General features: G+C 39.0%; 24 protein-coding genes. 14 read left to right on the top strand and 10 right to left on the bottom strand.

Annotated features, from left to right (window positions below; genetic code table 11):
• Positions 1 to 26: 26 nt before the first annotated feature.
• The gene (purL, locus tag SULBA_RS07475; RefSeq protein WP_014769676.1) at positions 27 to 2228 is read left to right on the top strand and encodes a phosphoribosylformylglycinamidine synthase subunit PurL; all 2202 of its coding nucleotides are present in this window, start codon (positions 27 to 29) and stop codon (positions 2226 to 2228) included.
• A gap of 123 nt (positions 2229 to 2351) precedes the next feature.
• On the opposite strand, the gene SULBA_RS07470 is transcribed toward purL, so the two are convergent.
• The 3 genes from SULBA_RS07470 to SULBA_RS07460 are packed head-to-tail and all read right to left on the bottom strand — an operon-like array spanning position 2352 to position 4875.
• On the bottom strand, positions 2352 to 3089 hold the full coding sequence (locus SULBA_RS07470) for an NlpC/P60 family protein (RefSeq protein ID WP_014769675.1): 738 nt from the start codon (positions 3087 to 3089) through the stop codon (positions 2352 to 2354).
• A complete protein-coding gene (locus SULBA_RS07465) occupies positions 3086 to 3694 on the bottom strand; it encodes an NlpC/P60 family protein (RefSeq protein ID WP_014769674.1) in 609 nt (202 codons plus the stop codon). Before SULBA_RS07465 ends, SULBA_RS07470 begins: the two co-directional genes overlap by 4 nt.
• Positions 3695 to 3735: 41 nt before the next feature.
• On the bottom strand, positions 3736 to 4875 hold the full coding sequence (locus SULBA_RS07460; RefSeq protein WP_014769673.1) for a MalY/PatB family protein: 1140 nt from the start codon (positions 4873 to 4875) through the stop codon (positions 3736 to 3738).
• 75 nt (positions 4876 to 4950) lie between these two features.
• On the opposite strand from SULBA_RS07460, the gene SULBA_RS07455 reads away from it, so the two are divergent.
• The gene (locus SULBA_RS07455) at positions 4951 to 5424 is read left to right on the top strand and encodes an acyl-CoA thioesterase (protein WP_014769672.1); all 474 of its coding nucleotides are present in this window, start codon (positions 4951 to 4953) and stop codon (positions 5422 to 5424) included.
• 23 nt (positions 5425 to 5447) lie between these two features.
• On the opposite strand, the gene SULBA_RS07450 is transcribed toward SULBA_RS07455, so the two are convergent.
• Both SULBA_RS07450 and SULBA_RS07445 read right to left on the bottom strand, forming a co-directional pair.
• Positions 5448 to 6074 (bottom strand): DsbA family protein, encoded by a 627-nt coding sequence (locus SULBA_RS07450; RefSeq protein ID WP_014769671.1) that lies wholly within the window; start codon positions 6072 to 6074, stop codon positions 5448 to 5450.
• Positions 6071 to 6508, bottom strand: coding sequence for a disulfide oxidoreductase (locus SULBA_RS07445; RefSeq protein WP_014769670.1), 438 nt, complete (start codon positions 6506 to 6508; stop codon positions 6071 to 6073). The genes SULBA_RS07450 and SULBA_RS07445 overlap by 4 nt, the downstream gene beginning before the upstream one ends.
• Before the next feature lie 91 nt (positions 6509 to 6599).
• Between SULBA_RS07445 and purH the strand changes: the two genes are divergently transcribed.
• The 5 genes from purH (at position 6600) to SULBA_RS07420 (ending at position 11910) form a co-directional block, all read left to right on the top strand.
• Positions 6600 to 8132: a bifunctional phosphoribosylaminoimidazolecarboxamide formyltransferase/IMP cyclohydrolase gene (gene purH, locus SULBA_RS07440; protein WP_014769669.1), complete on the top strand. Its 1533-nt coding sequence runs from the start codon at positions 6600 to 6602 to the stop codon at positions 8130 to 8132.
• A gap of 138 nt (positions 8133 to 8270) precedes the next feature.
• Positions 8271 to 8603, top strand: a complete 333-nt coding sequence (locus tag SULBA_RS07435) for a hypothetical protein (protein ID WP_014769668.1) — start codon at positions 8271 to 8273, stop codon at positions 8601 to 8603.
• A gap of 4 nt (positions 8604 to 8607) precedes the next feature.
• A complete protein-coding gene (locus SULBA_RS07430) occupies positions 8608 to 9879 on the top strand; it encodes a hypothetical protein (RefSeq protein ID WP_014769667.1) in 1272 nt (423 codons plus the stop codon).
• Positions 9876 to 10175 carry a metal-sulfur cluster assembly factor gene (locus SULBA_RS07425; protein WP_014769666.1) on the top strand — a complete coding sequence of 100 codons (300 nt, stop codon included), beginning with the start codon at positions 9876 to 9878 and terminating at the stop codon, positions 10173 to 10175. Before SULBA_RS07430 ends, SULBA_RS07425 begins: the two co-directional genes overlap by 4 nt.
• Before the next feature lie 145 nt (positions 10176 to 10320).
• Positions 10321 to 11910: a methyl-accepting chemotaxis protein gene (locus tag SULBA_RS07420; protein ID WP_014769665.1), complete on the top strand. Its 1590-nt coding sequence runs from the start codon at positions 10321 to 10323 to the stop codon at positions 11908 to 11910.
• An 11-nt stretch (positions 11911 to 11921) separates the two neighbouring features.
• Here the strand turns inward: SULBA_RS07420 and SULBA_RS07415 are convergent, their stop codons facing one another.
• On the bottom strand, positions 11922 to 13883 hold the full coding sequence (locus SULBA_RS07415; protein ID WP_014769664.1) for an ABC-F family ATP-binding cassette domain-containing protein: 1962 nt from the start codon (positions 13881 to 13883) through the stop codon (positions 11922 to 11924).
• Positions 13884 to 13967: 84 nt separating this feature from the next.
• Complete coding sequence (locus tag SULBA_RS07410) at positions 13968 to 15578, bottom strand: methyl-accepting chemotaxis protein (protein WP_014769663.1); 1611 nt, start codon at positions 15576 to 15578, stop codon at positions 13968 to 13970.
• Positions 15579 to 15741: 163 nt separating this feature from the next.
• Between SULBA_RS07410 and SULBA_RS07405 the strand changes: the two genes are divergently transcribed.
• Genes SULBA_RS07405 through SULBA_RS07395 form a run of 3 tightly spaced genes read left to right on the top strand, consistent with a single transcriptional unit; the run spans position 15742 to position 18241 of the window.
• Positions 15742 to 16956 (top strand): M48 family metallopeptidase, encoded by a 1215-nt coding sequence (locus SULBA_RS07405; RefSeq protein ID WP_014769662.1) that lies wholly within the window; start codon positions 15742 to 15744, stop codon positions 16954 to 16956.
• On the top strand, positions 16953 to 17774 hold the full coding sequence (gene prmC / locus SULBA_RS07400) for a peptide chain release factor N(5)-glutamine methyltransferase (RefSeq protein WP_014769661.1): 822 nt from the start codon (positions 16953 to 16955) through the stop codon (positions 17772 to 17774). Before SULBA_RS07405 ends, prmC begins: the two co-directional genes overlap by 4 nt.
• The gene (locus SULBA_RS07395; protein WP_014769660.1) at positions 17771 to 18241 is read left to right on the top strand and encodes a DUF4149 domain-containing protein; all 471 of its coding nucleotides are present in this window, start codon (positions 17771 to 17773) and stop codon (positions 18239 to 18241) included. The genes prmC and SULBA_RS07395 overlap by 4 nt, the downstream gene beginning before the upstream one ends.
• 49 nt (positions 18242 to 18290) lie before the next feature.
• Here SULBA_RS07395 and ftsZ read toward each other — a convergent pair whose 3' ends face one another.
• The 3 genes from ftsZ to SULBA_RS07380 are packed head-to-tail and all read right to left on the bottom strand — an operon-like array spanning position 18291 to position 22253.
• A complete protein-coding gene (ftsZ, locus tag SULBA_RS07390) occupies positions 18291 to 19406 on the bottom strand; it encodes a cell division protein FtsZ (RefSeq protein WP_014769659.1) in 1116 nt (371 codons plus the stop codon).
• Positions 19407 to 19418: 12 nt separating this feature from the next.
• Positions 19419 to 20792 (bottom strand): cell division protein FtsA, encoded by a 1374-nt coding sequence (gene ftsA, locus SULBA_RS07385; RefSeq protein ID WP_014769658.1) that lies wholly within the window; start codon positions 20790 to 20792, stop codon positions 19419 to 19421.
• Complete coding sequence (locus SULBA_RS07380) at positions 20793 to 22253, bottom strand: peptidylprolyl isomerase (protein WP_014769657.1); 1461 nt, start codon at positions 22251 to 22253, stop codon at positions 20793 to 20795. It lies immediately after the preceding gene.
• Between the two features lie 108 nt (positions 22254 to 22361).
• Here SULBA_RS07380 and SULBA_RS07375 point away from each other — a divergent pair, with 108 nt between their 5' ends.
• The 4 genes from SULBA_RS07375 to SULBA_RS07360 are packed head-to-tail and all read left to right on the top strand — an operon-like array spanning position 22362 to position 26220.
• Positions 22362 to 23666: an adenosylmethionine--8-amino-7-oxononanoate transaminase gene (locus SULBA_RS07375; protein ID WP_014769656.1), complete on the top strand. Its 1305-nt coding sequence runs from the start codon at positions 22362 to 22364 to the stop codon at positions 23664 to 23666.
• Between the two features lie 30 nt (positions 23667 to 23696).
• Positions 23697 to 24623 carry a 16S rRNA (cytosine(1402)-N(4))-methyltransferase RsmH gene (gene rsmH / locus SULBA_RS07370; protein ID WP_014769655.1) on the top strand — a complete coding sequence of 309 codons (927 nt, stop codon included), beginning with the start codon at positions 23697 to 23699 and terminating at the stop codon, positions 24621 to 24623.
• Positions 24613 to 24897: a hypothetical protein gene (locus SULBA_RS07365; RefSeq protein WP_014769654.1), complete on the top strand. Its 285-nt coding sequence runs from the start codon at positions 24613 to 24615 to the stop codon at positions 24895 to 24897. Before rsmH ends, SULBA_RS07365 begins: the two co-directional genes overlap by 11 nt.
• Positions 24898 to 24933: 36 nt before the next feature.
• On the top strand, positions 24934 to 26220 hold the full coding sequence (locus tag SULBA_RS07360; protein WP_014769653.1) for a DNA recombination protein RmuC: 1287 nt from the start codon (positions 24934 to 24936) through the stop codon (positions 26218 to 26220).
• Position 26221 lies beyond the last annotated feature (1 nt).

Here is a 26221-nt window from a genome sequence, read left to right as displayed (position 1 = left end):
TAATTACACACATAGGGCGATAATCCATGGAAAATTTAGACGCAGTGTTAAAAAAACATAAGTTAACCAAAGACGAATATGAAAATATTTTGAACATTTTAGGGCGTGAGCCAAATATGCTAGAAATCGGCATCTTCTCGTCCATGTGGAGTGAGCACTGCTCTTACAAATCCAGCAAAAAATACTTAAACGGTTTCCCCACGAAAGCGCCATGGGTGATTCAGGGTCCTGGTGAAAATGCAGGTGTTATTGATGTGGGCGATGGCATGGCAGCTGTCTTTAAGATGGAGTCACACAATCACCCAAGTTTCATTGAGCCCTATCAAGGTGCCGCAACGGGTGTTGGCGGTATTTTAAGAGACGTCTTCACGATGGGTGCTCGTCCCGTTGCGAACATGAACTCTTTGCGCTTTGGCAATGTTACCAACAATGACGACACATCGCATCACCAACGCTACCTCGTACGAGGCGTTGTAGCAGGTATCGGCGGTTATGGTAACTGTATGGGTGTTCCTACCATCGGTGGTGAGACCTTTTTTGATGAGAGTTACAACGGCAACATTTTGGTCAATGCGTTCACCCTTGGTCTTGCAAAAAGTGATGAGATTTTTTACGGCAGAGCTGAGGGTATTGGCAATCCTGTTGTTTACGTTGGCTCAAAAACAGGTCGTGATGGTTTGGGTGGGGCTGTTATGGCAAGCGATAGCTTTACCGAAGCGAACAAAAGCCTCCGCCCCACCGTTCAAGTAGGTGATCCTTTTGCTGAAAAACTTTTACTTGAAGCATGTTTAGAACTCTTTAAAACCGACTACATCGTGGGCATTCAAGATATGGGTGCGGCGGGTTTGACCTCTAGCTCCTTTGAGATGGCAGGACGAAGTGGAAGCGGTATGATCATGCACTTAGACAAAGTTCCAGCACGTGAAGAGGGTATGCAACCCTTTGAATTTATGCTCTCCGAATCGCAAGAGCGAATGCTCATTTGTGCGAAAAAAGGCTATGAAGACAAAGTCGTAGAGATTTTTAGAAAATGGGACTTAAACGCTGAAATTATCGGAGAAGTTACCGCAACAGGTCATATGGAGCTTTTCTGGCACGGTGAAAAAGTGGCGGATATGCCAGTCCAACCAGTGAGCGAGCAAGCGCCGATTTATGACAGACCTACCAAAGAACCCGCTTATTTAGCGTCTATTAAAAACACAACCATCAATGACTTTGCAAAAGTAGAGAATCAAAGTGCGTTTGAGACTCTTTTAAATTCTGTGGAAGTCAGCGATAAATCATGGATTTTTGACCAATACGACTCCACCGTCCAAACCAATACCATTAAAGCACCAGGAAGTTTGGATGCGAGCGTGATTCGCATCAAAGAAAACGGTAAAGCGCTTTCAATGAGTAGCGATTGTAATCCACGTTACAACTACATTGACCCTAAAATGGGCGCTGCTGCTGCGGTGGCTGAGAGCGGAAGAAACGTTGCGATGAGTGGCGCACGACCTCTTGCTATTACGGATTGTCTGAACTACGGAAACCCAGAAAATCCTGAAGTCATGTGGCAATTTGCGCAAGGCTGTTATGGCATCAAAGAAGCGTGTGCGAAACTAAACACACCTGTTGTGAGCGGTAATGTCTCCCTTTACAACGAAACCAACGGTGTGGGCGTTTTTCCAACCCCTGCCATCGTAATGGTAGGTTTGAATGATGATGCAAACAAAACGCTTCCATCCAGTTTCCAAAAAGAGGGTGCAAGTGTTTATCTTATCGGCGATACCCAAAGTGATTTTGGCGGAAGCTTGTATATGAAAGAGCTTTTTGGCAAAGTTGAGGGCACATTAGCAGAGCTTGATTATGACAAAGAGTTGAAATTGTGGGAACTGGTGATTGAAGCGAACAAAAAAGGTTATTTAAATGCGGCTAAAGATGTGAACGTAGGTGGCGTTGCCATTGCGCTGGCTAAAATGGTTGCCAAAAGTGGAAAAGGTGTTACATGTAAGTTTACATGTAACGATGCTAAAGACATTTTTTCAGAGAGTTTTTCCCGTGCACTCGTTGAAGTAAACGATGAAGCAGGCTTTGAGGCAATGGCTAAAACGATTGGTTTAAGTGCTACTAAAATCGGAACTGTGGGTGGACAGAACTTTACATGTAATGATGTTTCCAAAAGTGTTGAAGCTATACAAGAGCGTTATTTTAACCGCTTCCAAGAAGTAATCGAGCAAGACATCTAAATCTTCAAGAGGTGCGAGGGCACCTCTTATCTCTTTCAAATTTTAACTCTCATTTTCTGCCAATTTATTGGCTAGCTTTAGTGCTATCTTGCAATTCAAGCTTTGCTTGGATTGTGTGTAAAATCAAAACGTCCCGTAAGCGACAAAAAAGGCGATGTTCATGCATTGCGGTTGAACGGCTCCATTTTTTGAGGGACAGCGTTTCATATAGGTATTGATTTTTTTGCCGTCTTTGTTGGTGAGCATCGGATAGTTAAAATTCATATAATCTAAAATATTTTTACCATTCGAGTGGTGAATGAACTCTACGGTACCATCGGATTCTACTTTGGTGACAATGCCTACGTGCGTAATATTCTCAGCCACTTGTACGGCAGGGGTTTTGTTCCCTTTTGTTTTTTTGGATGTTCGTCTCTCTGTGTTTTCAAAAAAGACCAAATCCCCAATATGGGGTAGTCTTGCTTCATAAGCATTGCCTTTTTTGGACATAAGATTGAACATAGCACGTGATTTTCGTGCATTATCAAAACTTTGGCTTAACTCTTTTTCTTGATAAAAGGGGCGACCTGAGCGAATATTAATGAGATTGACAAACCCTGAACAATCCCCACCATCACGCTTTCCTAAATACATCATTGCATTTTCAACGATGGCTTCACGGGTGGAACGCTCAGGAATAGAGCGCAAAGCAAAGCTCTCTTTTTCTTGCTTTAGGAGTAACTCTTTGGTGGGTTTTTCTTCAATGTACATTTTTGCTTCAGGTTTGGGTGCTTCAACGATTTGAGAAGGAACTTCTACCTCTTTCATGGCACACCCACAGAGCAATAGAGCACTGAGGCTCAGGGTAAAATAATAGTTCATTGAATTTTTCCATAAGCACTAAAATAAGCAGGGGCTAAACATTGGTGGCTTTGCGCAATCGAGCATTTTTCCAGATAGGTATTAATGGGTTTATTGTTAAGCGTAGCGGTATTGGGGTGGGCGAGGTTCATTTGTCCCATAAGGTTGCGTCCTTTTGTGTGGTGAATAAAATGGATGGTTTCATCACTTTCAACTTTGGTAATAATACCAATATGCGTGATATTATCGACACTTTTTTGTTTGGCGTATTTTTTGACGGTATTGGCAAAAAAGATAAGATCACCTATTTTTGGATTTTCATGGTAGAGGCGATTTTGAGCGTCTAAAAGATTGTAAATGGCTAAGGAGCGTCTGGAATCTTCAAAATAAGCATTAAGACTTTCTGTTTGAAAATAGGGCTCTAGACTTTTTTGATTGACAAGGCTTACAAATCCTGAACAATCCCCTCCATCCTTCTTCCCACGGTATTTGAGTGCCTCAAAAACGATGGCATCACGTTTTGGTGTGTCATCGTATGCGGGAGGTGGGGCTTCTACTGCTATTTTTTGAGTACAACCGCTTAGCAAAAACAGTGTTATGAGTAGAAGTAGGTAAATTCGTTTCATTGCATCCCTTGAAAAAATTGTATGATTTTAGCAATTTTGCCTTAAATTTTTAAGCTATCCATTGCTTTTTGCATACGTCTTAAAATTTCTTCTAAGAGGTCTTTTTGGGTTCCAAAGTTTAAGCGTATAAAATTTTTGTCACCAAAAGCTTCCCCATCGCTTAATCCCACACCAAATGAGAGAAAAAATTCGTAGGGATTGTTTACATGTAAAGCAGAGGCATCTATCCATGCCAAAAAGGTGGCTTCTTGATCTAAGAGTTTCAGTGTTGGATTTTTGGCAACAAAGGCTTGTACCATTTGAAGATTATGTGCCAAATAAAGACGAAGTTCACGCAACCATGCATCCCCATCAAGGTAGGCTGCTTTCATGGCAACAATGCCTAAAAGGTTAACCCCTCCGACCATACTTCCCATGATTGTTTTAAATTTTTGACGCAGTTTTACATTGGGGATGATGGCAAAAGAGGCTTGAAGCCCTGCAATGTTAAAGGTTTTACTCGGCGCCATGAGCGTAATGGTACACTCTTGAAGTGATGGGGAAAGTGAGGCAATAGGAATATGTTTTGCCGTATCATTGAGAATCAAATCGGCATGAATTTCATCCGAACAGATACTTAGGTTATGCTTTAAACAAAATGCTCCAAGTTGCTCTAACTCGTTACATGTAAAAACCGTCCCTGCTGGATTGTAAGGATTGCAAAGCATAAAGAGTTTACATGTAGGCGTTATGTGCGCTTCCATCGCTTTAAAGTCAAGCGTCCAGCGCTTGTTCTCTTCTTTCATTTTAATGGCAATCACCTCACGCCCTGCATGTTTAGGTGCTTTGATGAAATGGGGGTAAATCGGCGTTGTTGTCATAACACTTTCTCCTTCCACCGCCATACACGCAATGTTCATACTGCTCACCACGCCGTGCGTAAAGACCAACCACTCTTTTTGAATCTCCCAATTGTAGTGGCATTTAATAAACGCAAGAATCGCATCATAGGTTTCATCATCAATAGCGGTATAACCAAAAACCCCTTCGCTTACACGTTTTTGCAAGGCTTCCATCACACACGGAGGCGATTTAAAATCCATATCTGCTACCCACGCAGGAATGACATCTTTATCCTTGTATTTATCCCATTTTTCGCAAGGTGTTTTTGTTCTATCCACACGTTCATCAAAGTTAGTCATATAAGGTATCCTTATTTTTAGTGAAATGATTGTAGCATATTTGTCAAAATTTCGTTTTACATGTAAAGGAAAAAAATGCTTTCAACTCCTTTTGAAAAACATACACTTTCTATGTCTGTTCTTATGACCCCAGATAAAGCCAATTTTGTGGGCAATGTGCACGGTGGAGACCTGCTTAAACTGATGGATCAAGTTGCTTATGCGTGTGCAACACGTTATTGTGGCTCTTATGTGGTTACGATGTCAGTGGATCAAGTTATATTTAAACATCCTGTCTCCGTAGGCTCACTGCTGACGTTTTTAGCCAGTGTCAATTACACAGGAACGACGTCGATGGAAGTGGGTATTAAAGTCATTTCTGAAGATATTAAAAAAGGAACAGCGATACACACCAATAGCTGTTTTTTTACCATGGTGGCAATGGGTGAAGATGGAAAACCAACGCCTGTTCCAACACTCCAGCCTGAGACAGAGATTCAAAAAAAGCGTTTTAAAGCGGCTAAAAAACGAAGAGAAATCAGGCTTCATGGGTGTGATTGTCACGAATGAGGAAAAGCTAGGCTTTTCCTCTTTTATAATTCTGATGCAATTAAGGCTTGTAGTTCTTTTCTTCCAAAGGTAATCAAAGGCTTACCATTGACAAAAAACTCAGGAGTGGCTCTTACCCCTAGCGTTTGTGTATCGGCTATATCTTGCTTAATGATTGCGTCTATTTCAGGTTTTTTCATATCGTTTTTAAGCCTTTCAATATCAACACCCGCCTCAGGCAAAAATGCCCAAATGAGCGCAATGTTTGGGGTGTGATTGCTCACCCATTTTTCTTGATATTTGTAAATAATCTCAAGGGTTTCAAGGTATTTTCCTTGCAGACGTGAGGCTTCAATCATCGCAACAACATAGTAAGAATCTTTATGAAAGGGAGCATAGCGCAAGGCTAGTTTTAATTTTTCTGGGTGTTGTTTGAGTATCTCTTTGACAAAGGGGTAAAAACTTTTACATGTACCACAGGCTGGGTCAAAAAACTCAACAATGGTTGTTTTTGCATCGGGGTTTCCAATAATAAAGGCATGAGGGCGCATCAGGGCGGATGTTTTTTCATCGGCAACACGATGGTCTGCATTTTTATAAAGGTAACTTCCACCAAAATAAAGTCCCACAAGTACCATCAGTGAGGTCAAAATTATCCATTGTTTTTTCATTGTGTATCCTTTTTTTTGAGACAAAGTAAGAGAATAAAAAGCATGCTAAACGCACTTAAAGAAAGAAATTGGATAGAGATAAATCCAAACCAGTTAATATATTCACTCGTGCATGAAACACCTTGCGTACAAGGTGCGGCAGCTTCTGGAAGAATGCCCCATGAAAGTAAGTTGTGATAGAGGGCAAAAAAGAGCCCTGTAAGGACTAAAGGCATGGCGTATTTAAACACCGTTTTATCACTTGAAAAAAGTGCCACAAAGAAAATCAGTGCTAGTGGATACATGGCGATACGCTGGTACCAACACATCACACAAGGTGGAAAAAACATCACTTCACTAAAAAAAAGGCTTCCGAGTGTGGAAATCATGGCAACAAGCCAACTTGCAAACAAGATGAACCATGTTTTTTGGGAAGAAGAGGGTAAAGAGGTCATAGTATGCTCCAAAGTTTAATGCGTCCTAAAAGGAAGGTATTGTAAAATAAAAGTAACAATGAATTATTAATAAAACGAATAAAGGAATCATGTGAGAGCGTTAATTAGTGTCAGTGATAAGACTGGGATTGTTGAGTTTGCAAAAGAATTGGTAGGGCTTGGTTTTGAGGTTATTTCCACAGGTGGAACGTATAAACTCTTAAAAGAAGAGGGCATTAAAGCCCTTGAAATTTCTGAAGTGACAAAATTTCCTGAGATGTTTGATGGTAGGGTTAAAACCCTTAATCCGATGATTCATGGTGGTATTTTACACCGTAGAGATTTGCCTTTACATGTAAAGGTTGCAAAAGAGCATGGCATTGAGGGTATTGATGTGGTGTGTGTCAATCTTTATCCGTTTAAAGAGACAATTGCCAAAACGGATGATTTTGATGAGATTATCGAAAATATCGACATCGGTGGTCCTGCAATGGTGCGAAGTGCGGCAAAAAACTTTAACGATGTCATGATTGTCACCGATGTTTTGGATTACGATAGGGTGATTGATGTTCTTAAATCTGGGAGCAATACACTCGAATTTAGACGCTCTTTAATGATTAAAGCGTATGAGCATACCGCAGCATACGATAGCATGATTGCTAACTATATGAACCAGCGTTTTAATGGTGGATTTGGTGAGAAACAGTTTATTGTAGGCACTAAAGCGTTTGATACCCGTTATGGCGAAAACCCTCATCAAAAAGGGGCATTGTATGAGTTTGACTACTTCTTTACCAACCATTTTAAAACCCTCAAAGGCGAGGCAAGTTTTAACAATATGACCGACATCAACGGTGCAGTTAAAATTGCTGCATCCTTTGGGGATGCGCCTGCGGTGTGTATTATTAAACATGCCAATCCGTGTGGATTTGCCATCGGTGAAAACCTTTTGGACAGTTATGTTAAAGCCTTAAAATGTGACCCTGTTTCAGCGTATGGTGGTGTGGTCGCCATTAATGGAACGCTAGATAAAGCCTTAGCAGAAAAAATCAATGAAATTTTTGTGGAAGTCATCATTGCGGCGAATGTCGATGAAGAGGCTTTGGCTGTTTTTGAAAGTAAAAAACGCATTAAAATCTTTACGCAAGAGAGCAAATATCTCGTATTGAGCGAAGATGCGTATGACTTTAAACATGTGGATGGTGGTTTTGTATTTCAGCAGAGCGATGTGGTACGTGATGAAGAAATAACACAAGCAAAATGTTTAACCACCCGTCAAGCCTCTAAGCAAGAAATGAGTGACCTTGAAATTGCTTATAAAGTGGCGAGCTTAACCAAATCAAACTGTGTGGTGTATGTCAAAGATAGCGCCATGGTTGCCATTGGCATGGGGATGACCAGTCGTGTGGATGCTGCAAAAGCAGCGCTTCGAAAAGCAGAAGATATGGGCATTGATGTGAGTGGCGCAGCACTAGCCAGTGAAGCGTTTTTCCCTTTCCGTGATAGCATTGATGCGGCAGCAGTTGCTGGGGTGAAAGCCATTATTGAGCCAGGTGGAAGCATTAGGGATGATGAAGTGATTGCTGCGGCGAATGCGTATGGCATGGCACTTTATTTCACGGGTGTTCGACACTTTTTACACTAAAAACTTCTTTAGAAGCCCATTTTTTGGGCTTCTTCTTCAATTCAGATACTTTTTCTCTTTTTATTGATTTAGATTAAGGAAATCCCTTTTATCTTCCACTATAGTTTCATCCAAATAAATCTTAAAAAGGATGAAACAATGACCCCTATTTCTTTACATGTAAACGATGCAACGGTTCCTTTTGTCACCTATACGCATGATGGTATTGAGTATATAGAGTTTGATACATCCATGTGTGTTCCACCAGAACCCATGGTGAATGCAATGCTTGCCCTAGAGCTTTTAGATGCACCTCATAAAAAAGTTGTGATGATGAACCACCGCTCTCCTGTGGGGTTGTTAGCAAAAATTGATGGCTTTTATGACATTGAAGTCATAGAGCTTGAAGGTGCTAAACTCAAACTCATTTTCTCCTACAAAGAGGGTATGAGTGATAACGTCGATTTAAGCCAAAAGCATTGTGCGGGGTAAGGGTATGAAACCTTCACTTGCCACAGAGATGGCACCTCCTTTTATTTTGGTTGCGCATTTTTTCATTGCGGGGATTGTGTTTTTAAGTCTCAGTGGTGTGGGACTTTTAAGTATGAGTGCTGATAGTTTAGGCTCTTTTCTCTCTTTATCGCTTGCCGCATTCTCACATCTTTATTTGCTTGGTTTTGTGATGATGATTATCTTTGGGGCAATGTACCAACTCTTACCCGTGGTGCTTGAAGCACCTATTTTTTCGAAAGATTTTGCGTATGTTCAGTTTTACATGTACGTTATTGGTGTGGCGTTGATGGTAAGTGGTTTTAGTGTAAGTACCCTTCATCTGCTCATTCCTTATGGTGCGGTGATTACGTATCTTTCCATGGCGATTTTCTGTGTGAATGTGTTTATGACCTTTTACCGTTTAGAGAAGATACGTTTAATCGGGTGGTTTTTACTCATTGCAACCCTTTTTCTTTTTGTATCGGTTACGCTAGGGCTTTTAATAGGCTTAACATTAGAACATGGGCTTTTAGAAATAGACATTGATGCATGGGTAAAAGCACATATTATTGGAACATTGGGTGGCTTTGTGATGATGATTGTCATGGGGGTTTCGATGGTTTTAATTCCTATGTTTTCACTTTCTCATGGTTTTAGTGACATGTGGATAAAACGAGCATTGTCTGTATATACCCTAGGCATTGCGCTTGGTATGGCAACCTTTGTGTTTGGCTTAGACAATTTCTTTAAATTCACTGCACTAGCACTGATGTTTTTAGGCATGGCATTTTATCTCATTCAAATGGTGATTGTTATGCGGCAGAGGGTGCGTAAACAAAATGACTATTGGGTGAAAAACAGTGTTTTTGCGTGGGTCTCATTAAGTGTGAGTATGCTAAGTGTCAGTGTGTATGCCCTAAAAGGAGAGGAAAAATTTGCCATGCTCTTTGGCGTGTTTTTCTTTTTTGGTTTTTTACTCTCTTTTATTGTGGGGCATATTTATAAGATTTTACCATTTTTGATTTGGTATGAAAAATTCTCACCTTTGGTTGGAAAACAAAAAGTACCACTGTTACACCAAATGGTGCATACCAAAACAGCCAATACCCAAACATACAGTTTGTGGCTAGCCGTTATCCTTCAAGCTAGCGGTATTTTGATGCAAGAGCAGAAGGTTTTTTTCTATGGTAGTGTGATTTTACTGCTTTCATTGGTTTTGGTTGCGTTTAATGCTATGTATGCGTTTAATTTCAAAATAAAGGAGAATGAAAAATGATTACAGAAGAAGAGGTTTATGGAGCAATTTCAACAGTCATTGACCCAGAAGTTGGGTTTGATATTGTCTCTTTAGGGTTGATTTATGGGGTTAAAGTAAATGCACAAAACAATGTTCATGTGACCATGACCCTCTCCACAAAAGGATGTCCATTGCATGAGTTGATTCAGCAGTGGACGAAAGAGGCCGTTTTAAAAATTGATGGTGTTGAATCATGTGAGATTGAAGTGGTATGGGAGCCCGCTTGGAATATTAGCATGGCGAGTGAACGTGTCAAAAAGGAACTGTGTGGCTAAAGAGTGTCTTTTTTAGATGGGTTTAAATTTTGCCTCAGCTATCTCTACTATAATAAATAAAGCATAGAAAAAGAGTAGGGTATGGAGGTGTTTTTTTGGTTTTACATGTAGAGAAATATGCGCACAATGCAAAGAGGTTTTGTTAATGCAAAGAGGGCTTGGTGTCAAAATAGGTTTAACGCTTATTCCTTTGTTGTTGGTAAGTTTTATTGTCTTACAATTTTTTATTGTCAGCGAATTTAGAAAGTCTTCGCAACTTCAAAGTGAGACGAACTTAGACCTTTTAAGTCAATCTGTTTTTCAAACAGTGCGTGCAACGATGAATTTGGGAGATAGAGAGCTGATTGAAAAGTCCTTGCATGATGCAGGGCAAATGAAAGATATTAAAGAGCTCAAAATCCACCAATCACAAGCGGTCATTGATGCTTTTGGGATCAATGCAAAACTTTCTAGTGATGAGGCCGTTGTTTCTATTTTTAAAAATCCTCGCTCTAAAAATATTGAGTTGGATGATGAAAAAGGGCATAGGTTGAGGCTTCTTAAGCCTTTAATTGCAGAACAAGATTGTCTTGCCTGTCATCCAACCTCAAAGGTGGGTGATGTTTTAGGTGTCATGGATATGACCTTCTCATTTGAGACGATTGATGCTTATATTTTGCAAATGAGTTGGAAATTGTTAAGCATTTTCGCACTTTCATTGGTCTTGACAGCTATTTTGATTATGTGGTTGCTTAAGCGTGTGGTTGGAAATCCTTTGATGCTTTTAAGAGAGCGTGTAAAAGATTTAAGTGGGGGGAATGGTGATTTAAGAGCACGTCTTAATATTCAAAGCAAAGATGAAATGGGAGATATTGCCCATTATATTAATCTTTTTATTGAAAAAATTCATTCCATTATTCTTACATCGCAAGGTATTTCTCAAAACGTCGAGCATACAGGTGAAACTCTCAATGAGAATGCCAACAGCTTTTCTAAAAGTGTGATAGAGCAAGCACATCAAATTGAGATGTCTTTTGATTTGATGAAGCACATTGAACAAAACCTTGATGAGTCAAAACGCTTAGCTTTGCATACGGTTGAAGATAACAGTGCTTCTTTTAATGTTTTAGATACCATGAGTCTTTCATTAAATGATGTGGTACAAAAAATTAATAGTGCCAGTGAAAATGAGCAAGAAATGGCGCAACAAGTGCAAAGCGTTGTTTCTCAAACCAATCAAATCAAATCTATTTTGGCGATGATTAAAGAGATCGCTGATCAAACCAATCTTTTAGCTTTAAATGCCGCCATTGAAGCAGCAAGGGCAGGAGAGCATGGACGTGGATTTTCTGTGGTAGCTGATGAAGTACGAAAATTGGCTGAGCGAACACAAAAATCATTGGCAGAGATAGATGCAACCATTAGTGTGATTGTTCAAGGTGTCACACAGCTAAGCAATCATATGGAAAATAATGCACAAAATATTCATGATATTTCAAACAGCGCATGCAAGGTAGAAGAAGAGACACAAGAGACGAAAAAACGTACCTTAGAGTCTATGGAAGATGCCAAAAAAGCGTCGCAAAAAGTGCTTGAAATTGCAGGTCTTACCACTCAAATGATGGAACAGATGAAGAAAACATTAGGACTCTCTCACAACAATGAAAAAATTGCTGAAGAGTTAGCTCAAATTTCTCAAGTGATGTTAAAAACCTCTCAAGCACTCGATGATACACTCTCCAGTTTTAAAGTCTAAATGCAAAAAGGCTAAAAGCCTTTTTGCATGATTTCTGCTTTTTCTTCAATAAGTAAAAGTTCCTCAATAAGAGGTTCTAAAAGGGCTTCTTTTTCTTCAAGGGTTTGTGAGAGTTGTGTGAGTCCAATACGTTGGTAGCACTCTGGATTGCTAAGACAGCGTTTAATCTCTTTAATTTCATCTTCTAAGGTTTGAATGTGCACAGGGAGTGTTTCCAGTAAGCGCTGTTCTTTGTAGCTAAGTTTTGTAGGAATACTCTCTTTATTTTTAAGGGTTTTTGGTTCTTCTTTTAAAGGTGTTACGGTATGGGTGGAGGCTTCCATGCCCTCAAGTTCTTTAATCTCTTTTTCAATTTCTAAATACTCACTGTAGCTTTGGTAACTCTCTTCAATAAGTCCCTCACCTTTAAAGACATAGAGTTTATTGGCAATCTTATCAACAAAATAACGATCATGACTCACAAAAATAACAGCACCACTAAAACTTTGAATATACTCTTCTAAAATATTAATCGTAGGAATATCCAAATCATTGGTTGGTTCATCTAAAATGAGACAATCCACTTCTTGAGCAAAAAGTAGGGCAAGGGCAACACGGTTTTTTTCTCCACCACTTAAAACGCCAATTTTCTTGTTTAAATCTTCTTTAGGAAATAAAAAATCTTTTAAGTAGCCAAACACATGGATATTTTTCCCCTTGACATCCACCCTATCGCCACCATTAGGGCAAAAAGTTTCAATGAGATTTTTATTTTCATCCAGCATAAGGCGTTGTTGGTCAAAGTAGCCAACTTTAAATTCACCCTTGTCAAATTTTCCACTATCTACCGTCATATCACCGAGTAAAATTTTAAGCAAGGTTGATTTTCCAGCCCCATTTTTCCCAACAATAGCAATACGGTCTTTTTGTAAAATACGGGTACTAAAATCTTTAATCAACAGTTTATCGCCCAGCTTTTTATGAATGTTATAGATTTCAAAAAGCATTTTTTGCTTGTTAACAATTTTTTCACCGTTAAAATTGTGTTTTTCTCGTTCTAACTCAAGTTTGAGTTTTTTCACCAAAGAGGGATTTTTTTTTGCATTTTCACGCAGTTCAAAAACCCTTTGTTTACGTCCTTCATTACGTTTTAAGCGAGCTTTAACCCCTCTTCGTAACCACTCTTCTTCCCCTTTGAGGTATTTGAGAAGATTTTCATGTTGCTTTTGGAGCGATAGAATTAATAACTCTTTACATGTAAGATAATTTTCATACCCTCCCTCAAAACTACGCAGCATTCCATCATCAATCTCAATGGTACGTGTGGCAATATGGTCAATAAAATAGCGGTCGTGTGAAATAAAGAGGAGGGTAAACTTACCCTTTAAGATCATCTCTTCTAAAAATTCGACCATATAGACATCCAAATGGTTGGTTGGCTCATCCAAAAGAAGAATATCTGGCTTTTGTAAGATAAGTCCCGCAAGGGTGACACGGCGTTGTTCTCCTCCGCTTAAGAGGTTGACATCGCTGTTTTCAAACTGCTTTAAATCAAATTCATACATGACCTGTTCTATTTTTTCATCCAGACTCCATGCATCGTGTATATCCAGATAACTGACCAATTCACTTTGTTCATGCAATAAAGCCGTATTTTCAAAATCTTTTTCTAATGTTTTTAAAATTTCATCGTAGCGTAGTTTCGCATCTTTGAGCTCTTTTAGGGCTTCTTCTATTGCCTCTTTAACATGCATTCCCTCTTTAAAACGAGGTGTTTGATCGAGCATGCCCACTTTAATATTTTTTTGAAGAATACGTCTTCCTTCATCGGATTCAAGAGAGCCATAAATAAGTTTCATAAGGGTTGATTTTCCACCACCATTTTTCCCAATAATGGCGACACGCTCTTTCTCGTGGAGAGAAAAATCGATACTTGAGAGAATTTGTTGTGTTTCATATGCTTTGCTAATACCAATTAGATCTAAAAGTGCCAAAGAGACTCCGTTGATTTTTTTGTGTATTATAGCCAAAGTTGACGCCAGAGGCTAAAGGCTTGCTTTAGTCTCTGGCGTAGGAAGTTAGGACTTAAATTGATTGAGTTTATTATTGAGATTTTCAGCCAAACGAGAGAGATGATCTGCTGCTGCTGCAATCTCTTCGACACTCCTGGCATTTTCGCTCGTGAGTGTGTTGATATTGGAAACCATCGTAACGATTTTATCAGTATCTTGTGAAATCTTTCGAGAGTTTTGAGCACTGGTGGTAACAGCGGTGACACTTTCTTCCATGACCTGGGTGGTTCCTAAAATGGTGGTTTCAACACCACTGGAAACCGTTGAGAGTCTTTCAATGTTTTTGGCATTTCTTCCCATTTGTTCTGATGAGTCTACGATAGATTGAACAATAATATTGATTGTAGCATTGATCTCTGTGAGTGATGTTTGCGTTCGCTCCGCTAACTTTCGTACTTCATCAGCAACCACCGCAAACCCGCGACCGTGCTCTCCTGCCCTTGCTGCTTCAATGGCGGCATTTAAAGCTAAAAGGTTGGTTTGATCGGCAATATCAGAAATGACTGTTAATATCTGCTTGACCTGTTCGGCATCATGGCTCATCTGCTCTAGCTTTTGAGCAAGAGCCGTTTCAGAGGCACTGGCTTGATTCATCTCGCCACGAAGAGCAATGACTTCATTTTTAGCGTTATCAAGGCGACTTCCTGCCGTTGCGATGCTTTGTTTCATATTTTCAGAAAGCGTTGCTGTCTCTTGGACAAAGACTTTTATGGTTTCAATTTCTTGAATGGTATTCGCTACAATGACAGAGCTTTGTTCCGCATTGCGTCCAATTTGCATACTGGTGGTGCTTAGTTCATGCGATACAGAAGCGTTTTCACTTGAAGAACTTTTGGCATCAACGATGGTACTCTCAAGTGTTTCCACAAGCATATTGAAACTGTTAACCATCTCTTTGATCTCATTTTGTTTTTCGTATTTGATGCGAAAATTAAGTTCTTTAGTGCGTACAAAATGACCAATGCTATCACGCACGAGATGCACCCCTTGCATAATGTTTTTGCGAATCAGGAGATTTAAAACGATGGTTGAACCAATAATACAAAGAGAAAGTATAATGAGTAGTAAATTTGCATTCTCTTTTTCACTAGCAGCATGTGTTGCCATTTGATTGGCAAGTTCAAGATTGTATTGCATATGTTCATCCAGAGCAGAAGTAAGTGCTTTGAGCACAGGTCTTGCTTTATTAAACGTCACAGCAGCCTCTGCTTTGTGTCCTGATTCGGAAAGTTTTAAAATTTCATCGACCAATTTTTTAAATCCTTCAAGAGCCTCTAAGTCTTTGGCTAAAAGCGCTTTATCTTTTTCATTACTGACCATCGACTCGTATGTTTTGAGCTCTTTTTCTAAGTCATTGAGTGCACCTAAGATTCCCTCTTTTGATTTAGCATTCGCCGTTTTATCTTCTTGTGTAATGTGTTCCCACATAACCAGCCGAAGTCTAAGACCATAGAGCATGGAATGATTAAGAGAGAGAACACTTGGGAGCGAATTTACGGTTACGTAATTTGTTTCCTCATAAACCTGATCCATCTTTTTCATACTGATTCCAAAGATGGTACAGGTTCCTATGATAGCGATTAAAAGCATGAGCATTAATTGTTTTGCAATTGACATGTGAACTCCTTTTTTAAATGATTTAGTCAGGTTGAATGATGAAAATCTCTTTTCAGTGAAAATAGTAGCATTCGTATGTTGCAATGGTGTTGCATGGATTTAGAAAATATTGATTAAAAGTTGGTATGATTGCTCTTTGAAATTCGTATTAAGGAAATCAAGTATGTTAGAATGGATTTTGGGGTGTTATAGCCTCTATCTTGTAATAAAGCTTTATGCAAGTTTTATGGAAATTGGATGCGTTCAAAAAGCAAAATCGTTTGAGCCTATTATTTTATCGCCCTCTAATTATCTCAAAGCAGCTGCGTATAAAATTGCATCTCAAAAAATGGCTATCGTAAGTTCTTTGTATGATTTTTTTATTTTTTTTGGTTGGATTGCTTTTGGCTTAGCGTATTTGGCGGAGTATCGGTTTGTTGAAAATGAGGTTCTTCATTCGGTTTTGTTTGTCATGATGTTTATTGCGGTCAATTATTTTTTAACCCTTCCTTTTGATCTTTATCAAACATTTAATCTTGATAAAAAGTTTGGTTTTTCTACCATTTCGTTGAAAACCTATGTGATGGATCAGTGTAAGGCCGTACTTATGTTTTTACTCTTTGGTGGGGCATTTTTTGCCATTATGAGTCTGATTATTCTTCATTTTGAGTATTGGTGGTTGTATGGATTTTTATTCTCTTTTGGGGTTATTTTGTTTATCAATATGATTTATCCTAGCGTGATTGTGCCTTTGTTTAATAAACTAACACCTTTGGAAGATGAAACATTAAAATGTTCAATTGAAGCTTTGCTTACGAAAGCGGGGCTTAAAAGCAGTGGGGTCTTTAGTTTGGATGCAAGCAAACGTGACAATCGTTTAAATGCCTATTTTGGAGGCTTAGGCAGTTCTAAGCGGGTGGTTTTGTTTGACACCTTAATCGCAAAACTTGAAAAGCACGAACTCTTAGCAGTTTTAGGTCATGAATTGGGACATTTTAAACACAATGATATTGTAAAAAATATTGCTTCAAGTGCTTTGATGCTTTTTATGATGTTTGTACTTTTTGGAAATTTGCCTGATTCACTCTTTGATGCTTTACATGTAAATGCTTCACCGCATATGGTTATCGTTCTTTTCTTAATGCTCTCACCGTTAATCTCTTTTGTGATGATGCCCTTATTTGGGATGCTGAGTCGTTACAATGAGTATAGAGCAGATGAATATGGGAGTGAGTGTGAGAGTAAAGAGGCATTGTGTTCTGCTTTAGTGAAGCTTGCTGATGAAAACAGAAGTTTTCCTTTTTCGCATCCTTTAACCATTGCGCTTTATTTTACACATCCACCTTTGACACAAAGGCTTGAAAAATTGGGGATGCATTTCTCGAAGGAAGCGATGTGAGGATTAAAGAGTGTGTGCATTTAGGGGTTGAATGTTTGCAAGAGGTAACACCTATCCCTCAGAAAGAGACCATGTTGCTTTTATGTGACATGTTGGGAAAAGAGATGAGTTGGCTTGTGGCACACGATGCGGATGAAATCATCCCCAATGAATGGTTTTATACAGCACTTAAACGACGCGCTAATCATGAACCTTTAGAGTATATTTTAGGGCGCGCTTCTTTTTATGATAGAGAGTTTAGCGTGGATGCACGGGTTTTAATTCCACGACCCGAGACAGAAATTTTGGTGGATAAAGCGGTTTTGTTAGCAAAAACATTGCCTGAAAAAGCACATATTGTAGAGATTGGGAGTGGGAGTGGGATTGTTAGTATTATGCTTGCCTTGATGCTCCCCGATGTCAAAATAACGGCAGTGGATATTTCCAGTGATGCTTTACATGTAAGCCAAAGCAATGCTATGAAACATGGTGTTCATGAGCGCATTTCATTTGTACAGGGAAGTTATTTGGATGCGATTCATGAGTCTATTGATATGATTGTCTCTAATCCTCCTTATATTGCACACGATGAGCCTTTAGGTAAAGGACTCTCCTTTGAGCCTTCTTTAGCCCTTTTTGGAGGCATTAAAGGGGATGAAATGTTATGTCATATCATTGATCTCTTTATGCAACATCGTGTAAAAGCCTTGGTATGTGAGATGGGATATGACCAAAAAGAGCCTTTGTATACATATTGTGTTGCAAAAGGGCTCGAGCCTACGTTTTATCAGGATTTAGCAGGGCTTGATCGTGGATTTTACATACAGGAGAAGAGATGAAAAGTTTTATTGTAATTTATTTGGGCATTTTAGGAATTGCTGTTGGGGTTGAAATAGCTGCAGGTGCTTTTGTAGCGCCTATTATTTTCTTTCCACAAAAATATTTAGGGGAGGGTGTGCTAAGCCATTTTCAAAGCGGTATTTTAATGACACAAGTTTTTTTGAAAATGAATATACTCATTGGTTTTGTTGCGCTGTATAGCATTATTTATGAAGTTCAAGTAATGATGATGCGTAAAAATCATGATACCTATGCTTTAATATTATCCCTGAGTATGGTGATTTCAACAGGTCTTTTTATTTTTTATTATACGCCGTTCATTGTGCATGCACAACAATTAGGCGCTGAACATACTTCTACACTCGCTTTTAGCACGATGCACAAACAAAGCGAATGGGTTATAAAAATTTTAATGCTCACACAAGTGGCTCTTTTTGTAAGAAGAGGATGGTTGTTCAATAAATAATAGATAAGAAGCTATCTGCTTCTTATCTATTAAGAGAGGGGGAGGGGGATTAATCCATTTGGTGTCGAATGAAGGTTGGAATGTCCAGATAATCATCTTGACCCTCATAACCACCACTGACTTTTTTCATACGTAAAATACGCTCTTTTTTAATGGCTTCTTGATTGGTATTGAGCATTTTAAGCTCTTTTGCTTCTGCTTTATTTTCAAATCCTGTCGCTACAATGGTTACTTTTACACTGTTCTCAGGCATATTTTCATCGGTTGTTGTACCAAAAATAACATCAGCGTCTTCATCAGCACAATCCATAATAAGTCCCATAGCTGCACTAATTTCATTAAGTGGGTAGGTTGGAGGAAGTTGGAAGTGAACAAGGACTCCTAGGGCACCATTAATAGACATATTATCAAGCAGTGGAGATTCAATAGCGCTTTTGATGGCTTCAACCGCAGCATCTTCCCCTGTACTCTCACCAATACCCATGAGTGCCATACCACGATGACTCATAACCGTTTGTACATCAGCAAAGTCGACGTTAATATCACTTTGACCTGAGGAGAGAACAACCAAACTCATACCACTGACCGCACGACTTAAAACATCATCAACAATTTTAAAACTATCTTTAATGCCAAATTTTGAGTCAACAATGGAGAGAAGTTTGTCATTAGGGATGATAACAATAGAATCACTTTCTTTACGAAGCTCATTAATGCCTATGTCTGCAAGTTTTGCTCTTTTTTTACCTTCAAAGAGAAAAGGACGTGTGACAACGGCAACGGTAAGTGCTCCAACTTCTTTGGCTGCTTGTGCCACAATCGGTGCGGCACCTGTTCCCGTACCCCCACCAAATCCTGAAGCGATAAAAACAATATCTGCTTTTTCAAGAGAGCTTTTAATCTCTTCATAGCTCTCTAAAGCAGATTCTCTTCCTACTTCTGGGCGCATACCAGCCCCTAAGCCTTTTTTACCTAATTGTATTTTTGTTTTTGCAAAACAATGCTCAAGTGCTTGTGCGTCAGTATTTGCAGCAATAAGTTCAATTCCACTGACACCCTCACGTACCATATGGTTAATCATATTGCCACCACCACCGCCAACACCAATAACTTTAATTTTAGCCCCATAAACACATTTTGATTCTTCTATGCTAAATCCATTCATCCCATTCCCCTCTTAAAATAATTGTGTTAGTCTATTCCATAGTTTAGAGCCAAAGCCCTCACTATGTTCTTCTTGGATATTTGCAAGGTCTTTGAGTTTTTCTTTTGCATTATCCGCTGGAAGTGTTGCTACATCTTTCTCTTCACCCATCTCGTTCTCATCGAAGAGTGTTTCTTGTTGGTGATGACGACTCGGTTCTATCGTCTCTTCTTTGTATCGTAACTTTTTATTGGAATCAATTTCATACGGTGTAAAATGACCTCCCCCGTACAAGATGAGACCAATAGCAGTTGCGTAACTGGGATCTCTTAGTGTCTCAAAAAGTCCATCTATCTCTTTGGGTTTAGCAACCCTGATGGGCATATTGTCAAAAATAGCAGAGGCTAATTCTCGAATGCCTTCTAATTTTGTCATACCACCTGTTAAAACAACACCTGCTCCAATTTGTTCCTTGAAGCCACTGTCTTCTAATGTTTTGGCTAAAATCATCAAAGTCTCTTCCACACGCACATAAATGACATTAGAGACAATGTTCAGCGAAACTTCATGCGTTGCCCCATCATCCCCAATAATAGGAAGTTCAATAAGGTCATTAGAATTGTTTTTGAGTGATCCATAGTTAATTTTAATCTCTTCTGCTGCACTGAGTGGTGTGTGTAGTGCTGTTGATAAGTCATTGGTAATATTTAAAGAGCCCACACCCAAATAGTCATTAAAACGCATAGAATTACCTGCGTGAATCATAATATCACACGTGGCTCCACCCATATCCACCACCGACACGCCCAATTCTCGCTCATCATGATTTAGTACAGAAATAGCTGAGGCATATCCACCTAAAACAATGTTGTCAATCTCAACACCTGCTAATTTAACCGCTTTTTTGAGATTGCTTAGAGAAGATTTTTGTGCCGTAATGATATGGACTTGTACTTCAAGGCGAGCCCCATTCATGCCTAGTGGGTCTTCAATATATTCTTGATCATCGACCTTGAAATTGTATGGAAGTACATGGAGTTTTTCATATTCGTTGGGAATATTAGCGTTGTGGTCCGCCATTTGCATCGCACGATTAATCTCTTTAATTCCAATATCACGATTGGGAATATTTACAATACCACTACTATCAACACTTTTTGTGTAAGCCCCTGATATAGAAACAATGACTTTTTGGTACTGCGTACCAGCAACTCTTTTTGCATCATTGAGTGCACTGCGGATCGATTTTGAAGCAAGGTCAATATTAGTGATAATACCTTTTTTAAGACCTTGAGATTTCGAAATCCCCGCTCCTAAGATTTTTATTTCACCATCATCGTTTTTTTGAGCAATAATAGCGCAAATCTTGGTTGAACCGATGTCAATACCTAAAATTGTAGTGCTCAACTATTTTCCTTTATAATATTGCTCGACTTTGTATGTTTCTGCGAGCTTTTTAATAAGATTTTGATTTAACTCTTTTTGCTTAATCTGTGAAATATTATCACTGAGTAAGCTAACATATTGCTTTACCTTATCGGTGTTAAGCAACTTTTGTTCCAAAATCTCGTAAACAATGGCCTTATCGTCAATAATTTTATAACCTTTTTTTGTCGTGTTATCAAACACATAGCTTAAAAACTCTGCACTTTTTGCCTCATTAAGTCCTGCAATAGATTTAACAGAATCTCTGCTAACAAACCCAATATCATTCCCTGTAAATTGCTCAACTTTCGCTTTTGCTTTTTTCTCAAGTGCTTCGTATCTCAATTCCGTAAGAAGGTCACGTGAAGCCTCTTTTTTAGCTTCTTCATATGACATTGGCTCAGGGAATTTAATCTCTTTTACTTTAATAACAACGTAGTTATCATTGACAATAAGAGGCTTTAAGATTTCATCCTTAGAAGCTGTTTGAATTTTATCCATTGGGAAGAGGGTATCATCATCGTAAATGACTTTGCTTTGCGTTGCATTGACATCACCTTTTTTAAAGGCAAGAAAGCTTTCTAAGGCATTTTTTTTATCATTTTTAAGTCTAAGATCAATGGCAACTTTTGCTTTAGCTTCTTCAAAACTCATGATTTTGCCATCAGCATGTTGGTAATTATGTTTTTCTTCTGCATAAAATGCTTCAAGTGTTTTTGTGTCAAAGTTTGCTTCAGAAGCAGGAACATTTAAGAGTTCAAGGGTATAACTTTTTTTCGTCAAATAATTGGCTTTGTTCTTTTCCCAATATGTTTTAATAGAATCTTCATTGCTTGTCACTTCATTTGCGTCTAAGCTTAGAGTGCTAATGGCTAAGCGGTCTTCCATAAAAAAAGCAGAGGCAAAAATTTCTATCTCTGCTTGAGATGTAGGTAGGTTAAACAATGTTTCCAATTTGGTGTGTAGAATTTCTTTTCCAAGCTCGGTTTCATAATCATTAGGATTGATACGATTGGCTTTGAGAAGGGAGTAGTATAACTCTTTGCTAAAAACACCATTCTCTTGAAAGTTTGGGTTGTTTGTGAGGTTTTCTATCACTTCAGCTTTGCTGACTTGAAGACCAATATCATCAGCGTAGTTTAGAAGTAATGTTTTATTTACAAGGCTATTCATAACAATTTTATCCAGTCCCATTTGTTCGGCTTGTTCTTGTGTAAGCTGCCCTTGCAGAAGGTTGTTGTAAAAATTGTAGTGGCTTGCATAGGCAGATTGAAACTCCTGTACGGAAATGGTTCTTTTACCTACTTTCGCAACAGAGGCTGCACGGTCATGGTTTAAATCATAAGCTCCCCATCCCACAAAACCAGCACCCACAAAGGCTATGGTACTAATCCAGATGGTGATAACCAAATATTTTTTATGACGTTGCATCCACGTAATCATTGACTTGCCCTTTACAAACGGTGTATTTTGCTATAATTCTATCTATATAGTTATTAAATAACGATAAATTCGCTCTCATTTCCTAACAAGCAGGGGTAAAATTAGCTCATGAAACATGATTCTTTAGTCACCGAAGATTTGAAATACATATGGCACCCGTGTACCCAAATGAAAGACCATGAGACACTTCCTCTTATTGCTATCAAGAAAGGAGTGGGTATTTATTTGTATGATTTTGAAGATAACAGTTATATTGACGGTGTTAGTTCTTGGTGGGTCAATCTTTTTGGTCATTGTAATGCGTATATTAACCAAAAAGTAAAAGAGCAAATTGAGACACTTGAGCATGTGATTTTTGCGGGATTTACGCATGAACCTATTGTTAAACTCTCCAAAAGATTGTGTGCGCTAGCCCCTAAGGGATTAGAGAAATGTTTTTATGCGGATAATGGCTCTAGTGCCATTGAAGTGGCGCTTAAAATGAGTTTTCAATACCATAAAAACAGAGGCGAAAAACGTCCTTTTTTCGTCTCTCTCTCCAATAGTTATCATGGTGAAACCATTGGTGCTTTAGCCATAGGTGATGTGAAATTGTATAAAGAGATTTTTGAGGACATTTTATTGAAAACATTGCAAGCCCCTGTCCCCAAAGACCAAAGTGAAGAAGCGGCTCGTGAGGCAGCTGTTGGGCTTGAAAAAGTCTTTAGGGCAAATGAAGGTAAAATTGCTGCGTTTATTATTGAGCCATTGGTGCAATGTGCGGGAGGAATGCATATGTACCATCCGCTCTACATCACATTGGCACGCAAACTGTGTGATAGTTATGATATTCATCTTATTGCTGATGAAATCGCTGTTGGCTTTGGTAGAACAGGTAAAATGTTTGCGTGTGAGCATGCAAATGTTAGTCCTGATTTCATGACACTTTCTAAGGGGCTAACGGGTGGGTACCTTCCTCTATCCGTTGTTTTAACCACACAAAAAGTGTATGAGGCTTTTTATGGTGATTATGCAGAATTTAAGGCTTTTTTACACTCCCATAGTTACACAGGAAATCCTTTAGCGTGCAGTGCGGCCAATGCAACACTGGATATTTTTGAGCACGAAGCTATTTTGGAAAAAAATGAGGAAAAAATCGCTTTTATCGGCGCACAGTTGGAGCGTTTTAAAGGGCTTTGCAATGTTCAAAGTATCCGTCAAACAGGGATGATAGCAGCGGTAGAATTGAAAGAATACCCCATTGATTTTAGAGTCAATTTAAAAATCTTTGAACATGCTATGCAAAAGGGCGTGCTTCTTAGACCTTTGGGAAATATTGTCTATTTTATGCCACCTTATGTCATTACATGTAAAGAGATTGAACGCATGATGGACGTGGCGTATGAGGCGATTGTAAGTGTTAATGATTTATAATAAAACAGACATTTTAATGAAGGATTTTGTGTGAACATTCCCCATATACCTGTACTTTTAGAAGAGGTTAAAAAAGTATTTTCTACCGTTTCTGAAGGGGTTATTATTGATTGTACGCTAGGATATGGTGGGCACAGTGAAGTACTTTTGGAACAAAATCCGACTATTAAGTTGATTGGGTGTGACCAAGATGAAGAGGCGTTAGCGTTTAGTAAAAAGCGTTTGGAGCGTTTTGGCGAACGAGTCATCTTTCATCATGGCAATTTTAGCTCTGTGATTGCTCAATATGCCCATCTACCCATTCGAGGCATTCTAGCTGACATTGGGGTTTCTTCTTTGCAACTCGATAAAAAAGAGCGTGGTTTTGCCTTTGACTCAGAGGTTTTAGACATGCGAATGAACCCTCACAATACGCTTAGTGCGTATGAAGTAGTGAACCATTACAGCCAAGAACAATTGGAGTTTATTTTCAGAGAATACGGCGAAATTCATGCCTATCAAAAAATGGCACAACTCATTTGTGAAGCACGTTTAAAAGCTCCTATTACTAGTGCGAAAGAACTTTCACGGATTGCTCAAAAAGTCCCAGGCAAAAAGAGTATTCACCCCTCAACGCTTCTGTTTCAAGCCATTCGTATTGAGGTCAATAATGAGTTGGGAGTCTTAACACAGCTTTTAGAGAGTATTTCTAAGGCAGAATTTACGCAGTGCATTGTAGGAATTATTTCGTTTCACTCTTTAGAAGATCGTATTGTGAAGCAGACGTTTAAGCTTTGGAGTCAAAACTGTATCTGCCCACCACACGTGATGCGTTGCATGTGTGGCAATAATCATGCGTTAGGCAAAATTATTAGCAAAAAGCCGATTGAAGCAACATCCAGTGAGCTCAAAAAAAACCCACGTAGCAGAAGTGCAAGGCTTCGTGTCTTTGAGATAAGAGGCAAAGATGGAAGATAAAAACGAACTTCTAGAGCAGTACGATGCGGAGCAAAAGGTTGAAAAAAACCTTGATTTTCGTTTTTTACTCTTAGTCTATATGGTGATGGGCGTTGCTTTTTTGCTTGTTTTGCCCAAAATTTACATTAAAAATCAAATTTACTACATGAGCCGTGATATTGGAAAATTGTACGGTGAATACTCTATTCTCAAAGAAGAGAACCGTGTTTTGAAACAAAATTTGGAAAATATGCGTTTTAAAAACCAAATTTTAGACACCATTTATATCGAATAATTCTGTTTACATGTAAAAGATTTTAGGAGCGTTTTTATGCCACAAGAAATGTTGTTTTTAGTTGTTTTAGGTCTGTTTTTGGGTGTTTTGGTGGCATTTGGTTTTTGGATGAAATCGTTGTTGAATGAAAAAGAGCAGGTATTGGCTGAGCTTCAAAGAAAATATGAACACTTAGGGGCTGAAAATTTACGCTTAAACATGCATAACGCAAAACTAAATGCCGAAATCGAAGCCCAAAAAGAGGGCAATGCACGGCTTAAATTTGATTTGGATGAGCAGGGCAAAACGTTAGAATTAAAGCTTAATGCCATTATGGAGACGCATTTGGAGCGTAAGCTTCAAAAACTTGATGCCACCTCTACCAAATCGCTTGAAACCTTGCTAAAACCGTTTAAAGAAAATCTCGATACCTTTAAAAAAAGTGTGGAAAGCTCTCAAGAATCTAGCATTAAAAAGTTTGCAGAACTCTCCAAAGAGATAGAACTGGTCGCACGGGCTGGGATGAATATCTCAAAAGAAGCAGAAAACCTCACCAAAGCACTAAAGGGCAAAAAACAAGCACAGGGCAGTTGGGGTGAGATGATATTGGAGAGTGTATTAGAGTACTCTGGGCTCATCAAAGGGGTGCATTACGAAACGCAAGAGAGTTACAAAGATGAAGAGGGCCGTACCAAACGTCCTGATGTGGTGATTAAACTCCCTCAGGAGCGTACCATCATCATTGACTCTAAGGTGTCGCTGAACAGTTACGACGAGCTCATTCGTGCGCAAAGTGATGAGGAGAAAAGCATCGCGTCCAAAGCACTCTCTTTAGCGTTTCGTGAACACATCGACACGTTGGATAGCAAAGACTATGCGCACTACAAACAAGGAACCTTGCAGTATGTTTTTATGTTTGTGCCCATTGAGGGTGCATTTTCAGTGGCGATCCATGAAGACCCAAAACTCTACGAGTATGCGCTTCGTAAGCACATCGCCATCGTCAATCCCTCAACACTGACCGTTTCTTTGCGTACCATTTATCTCTACTGGCAAAGCGAACAATCTAGCACTCTAGCTTCAAAACTCTTTGAAGAAGCAGGCAAAATGTATGACAAAATGGTTGGCTTTGCGGAGAGTTTTAAGCGTGTTGGCTCACAGCTTCAAACGCTCAATAATAGTTATGATAATGCACACAAACAACTTAGTGAAGGCTCTGGCAATATCTTAGGGCGTGTGGAAAACTTAAAGCGTTTGGGTGCAAAGGCGACTAAAAATCTTAAAGATGCAAAGATTGAGTATCAAGATTTTTCGACAGATATTGAGCTCATTGAAGAGAAGTAAC

The organism is Sulfurospirillum barnesii SES-3, from assembly GCF_000265295.1.
GTDB classification, from domain to species: domain Bacteria; phylum Campylobacterota; class Campylobacteria; order Campylobacterales; family Sulfurospirillaceae; genus Sulfurospirillum; species Sulfurospirillum barnesii.
This window is presented reverse-complemented; position numbering and strand designations above follow the sequence as displayed.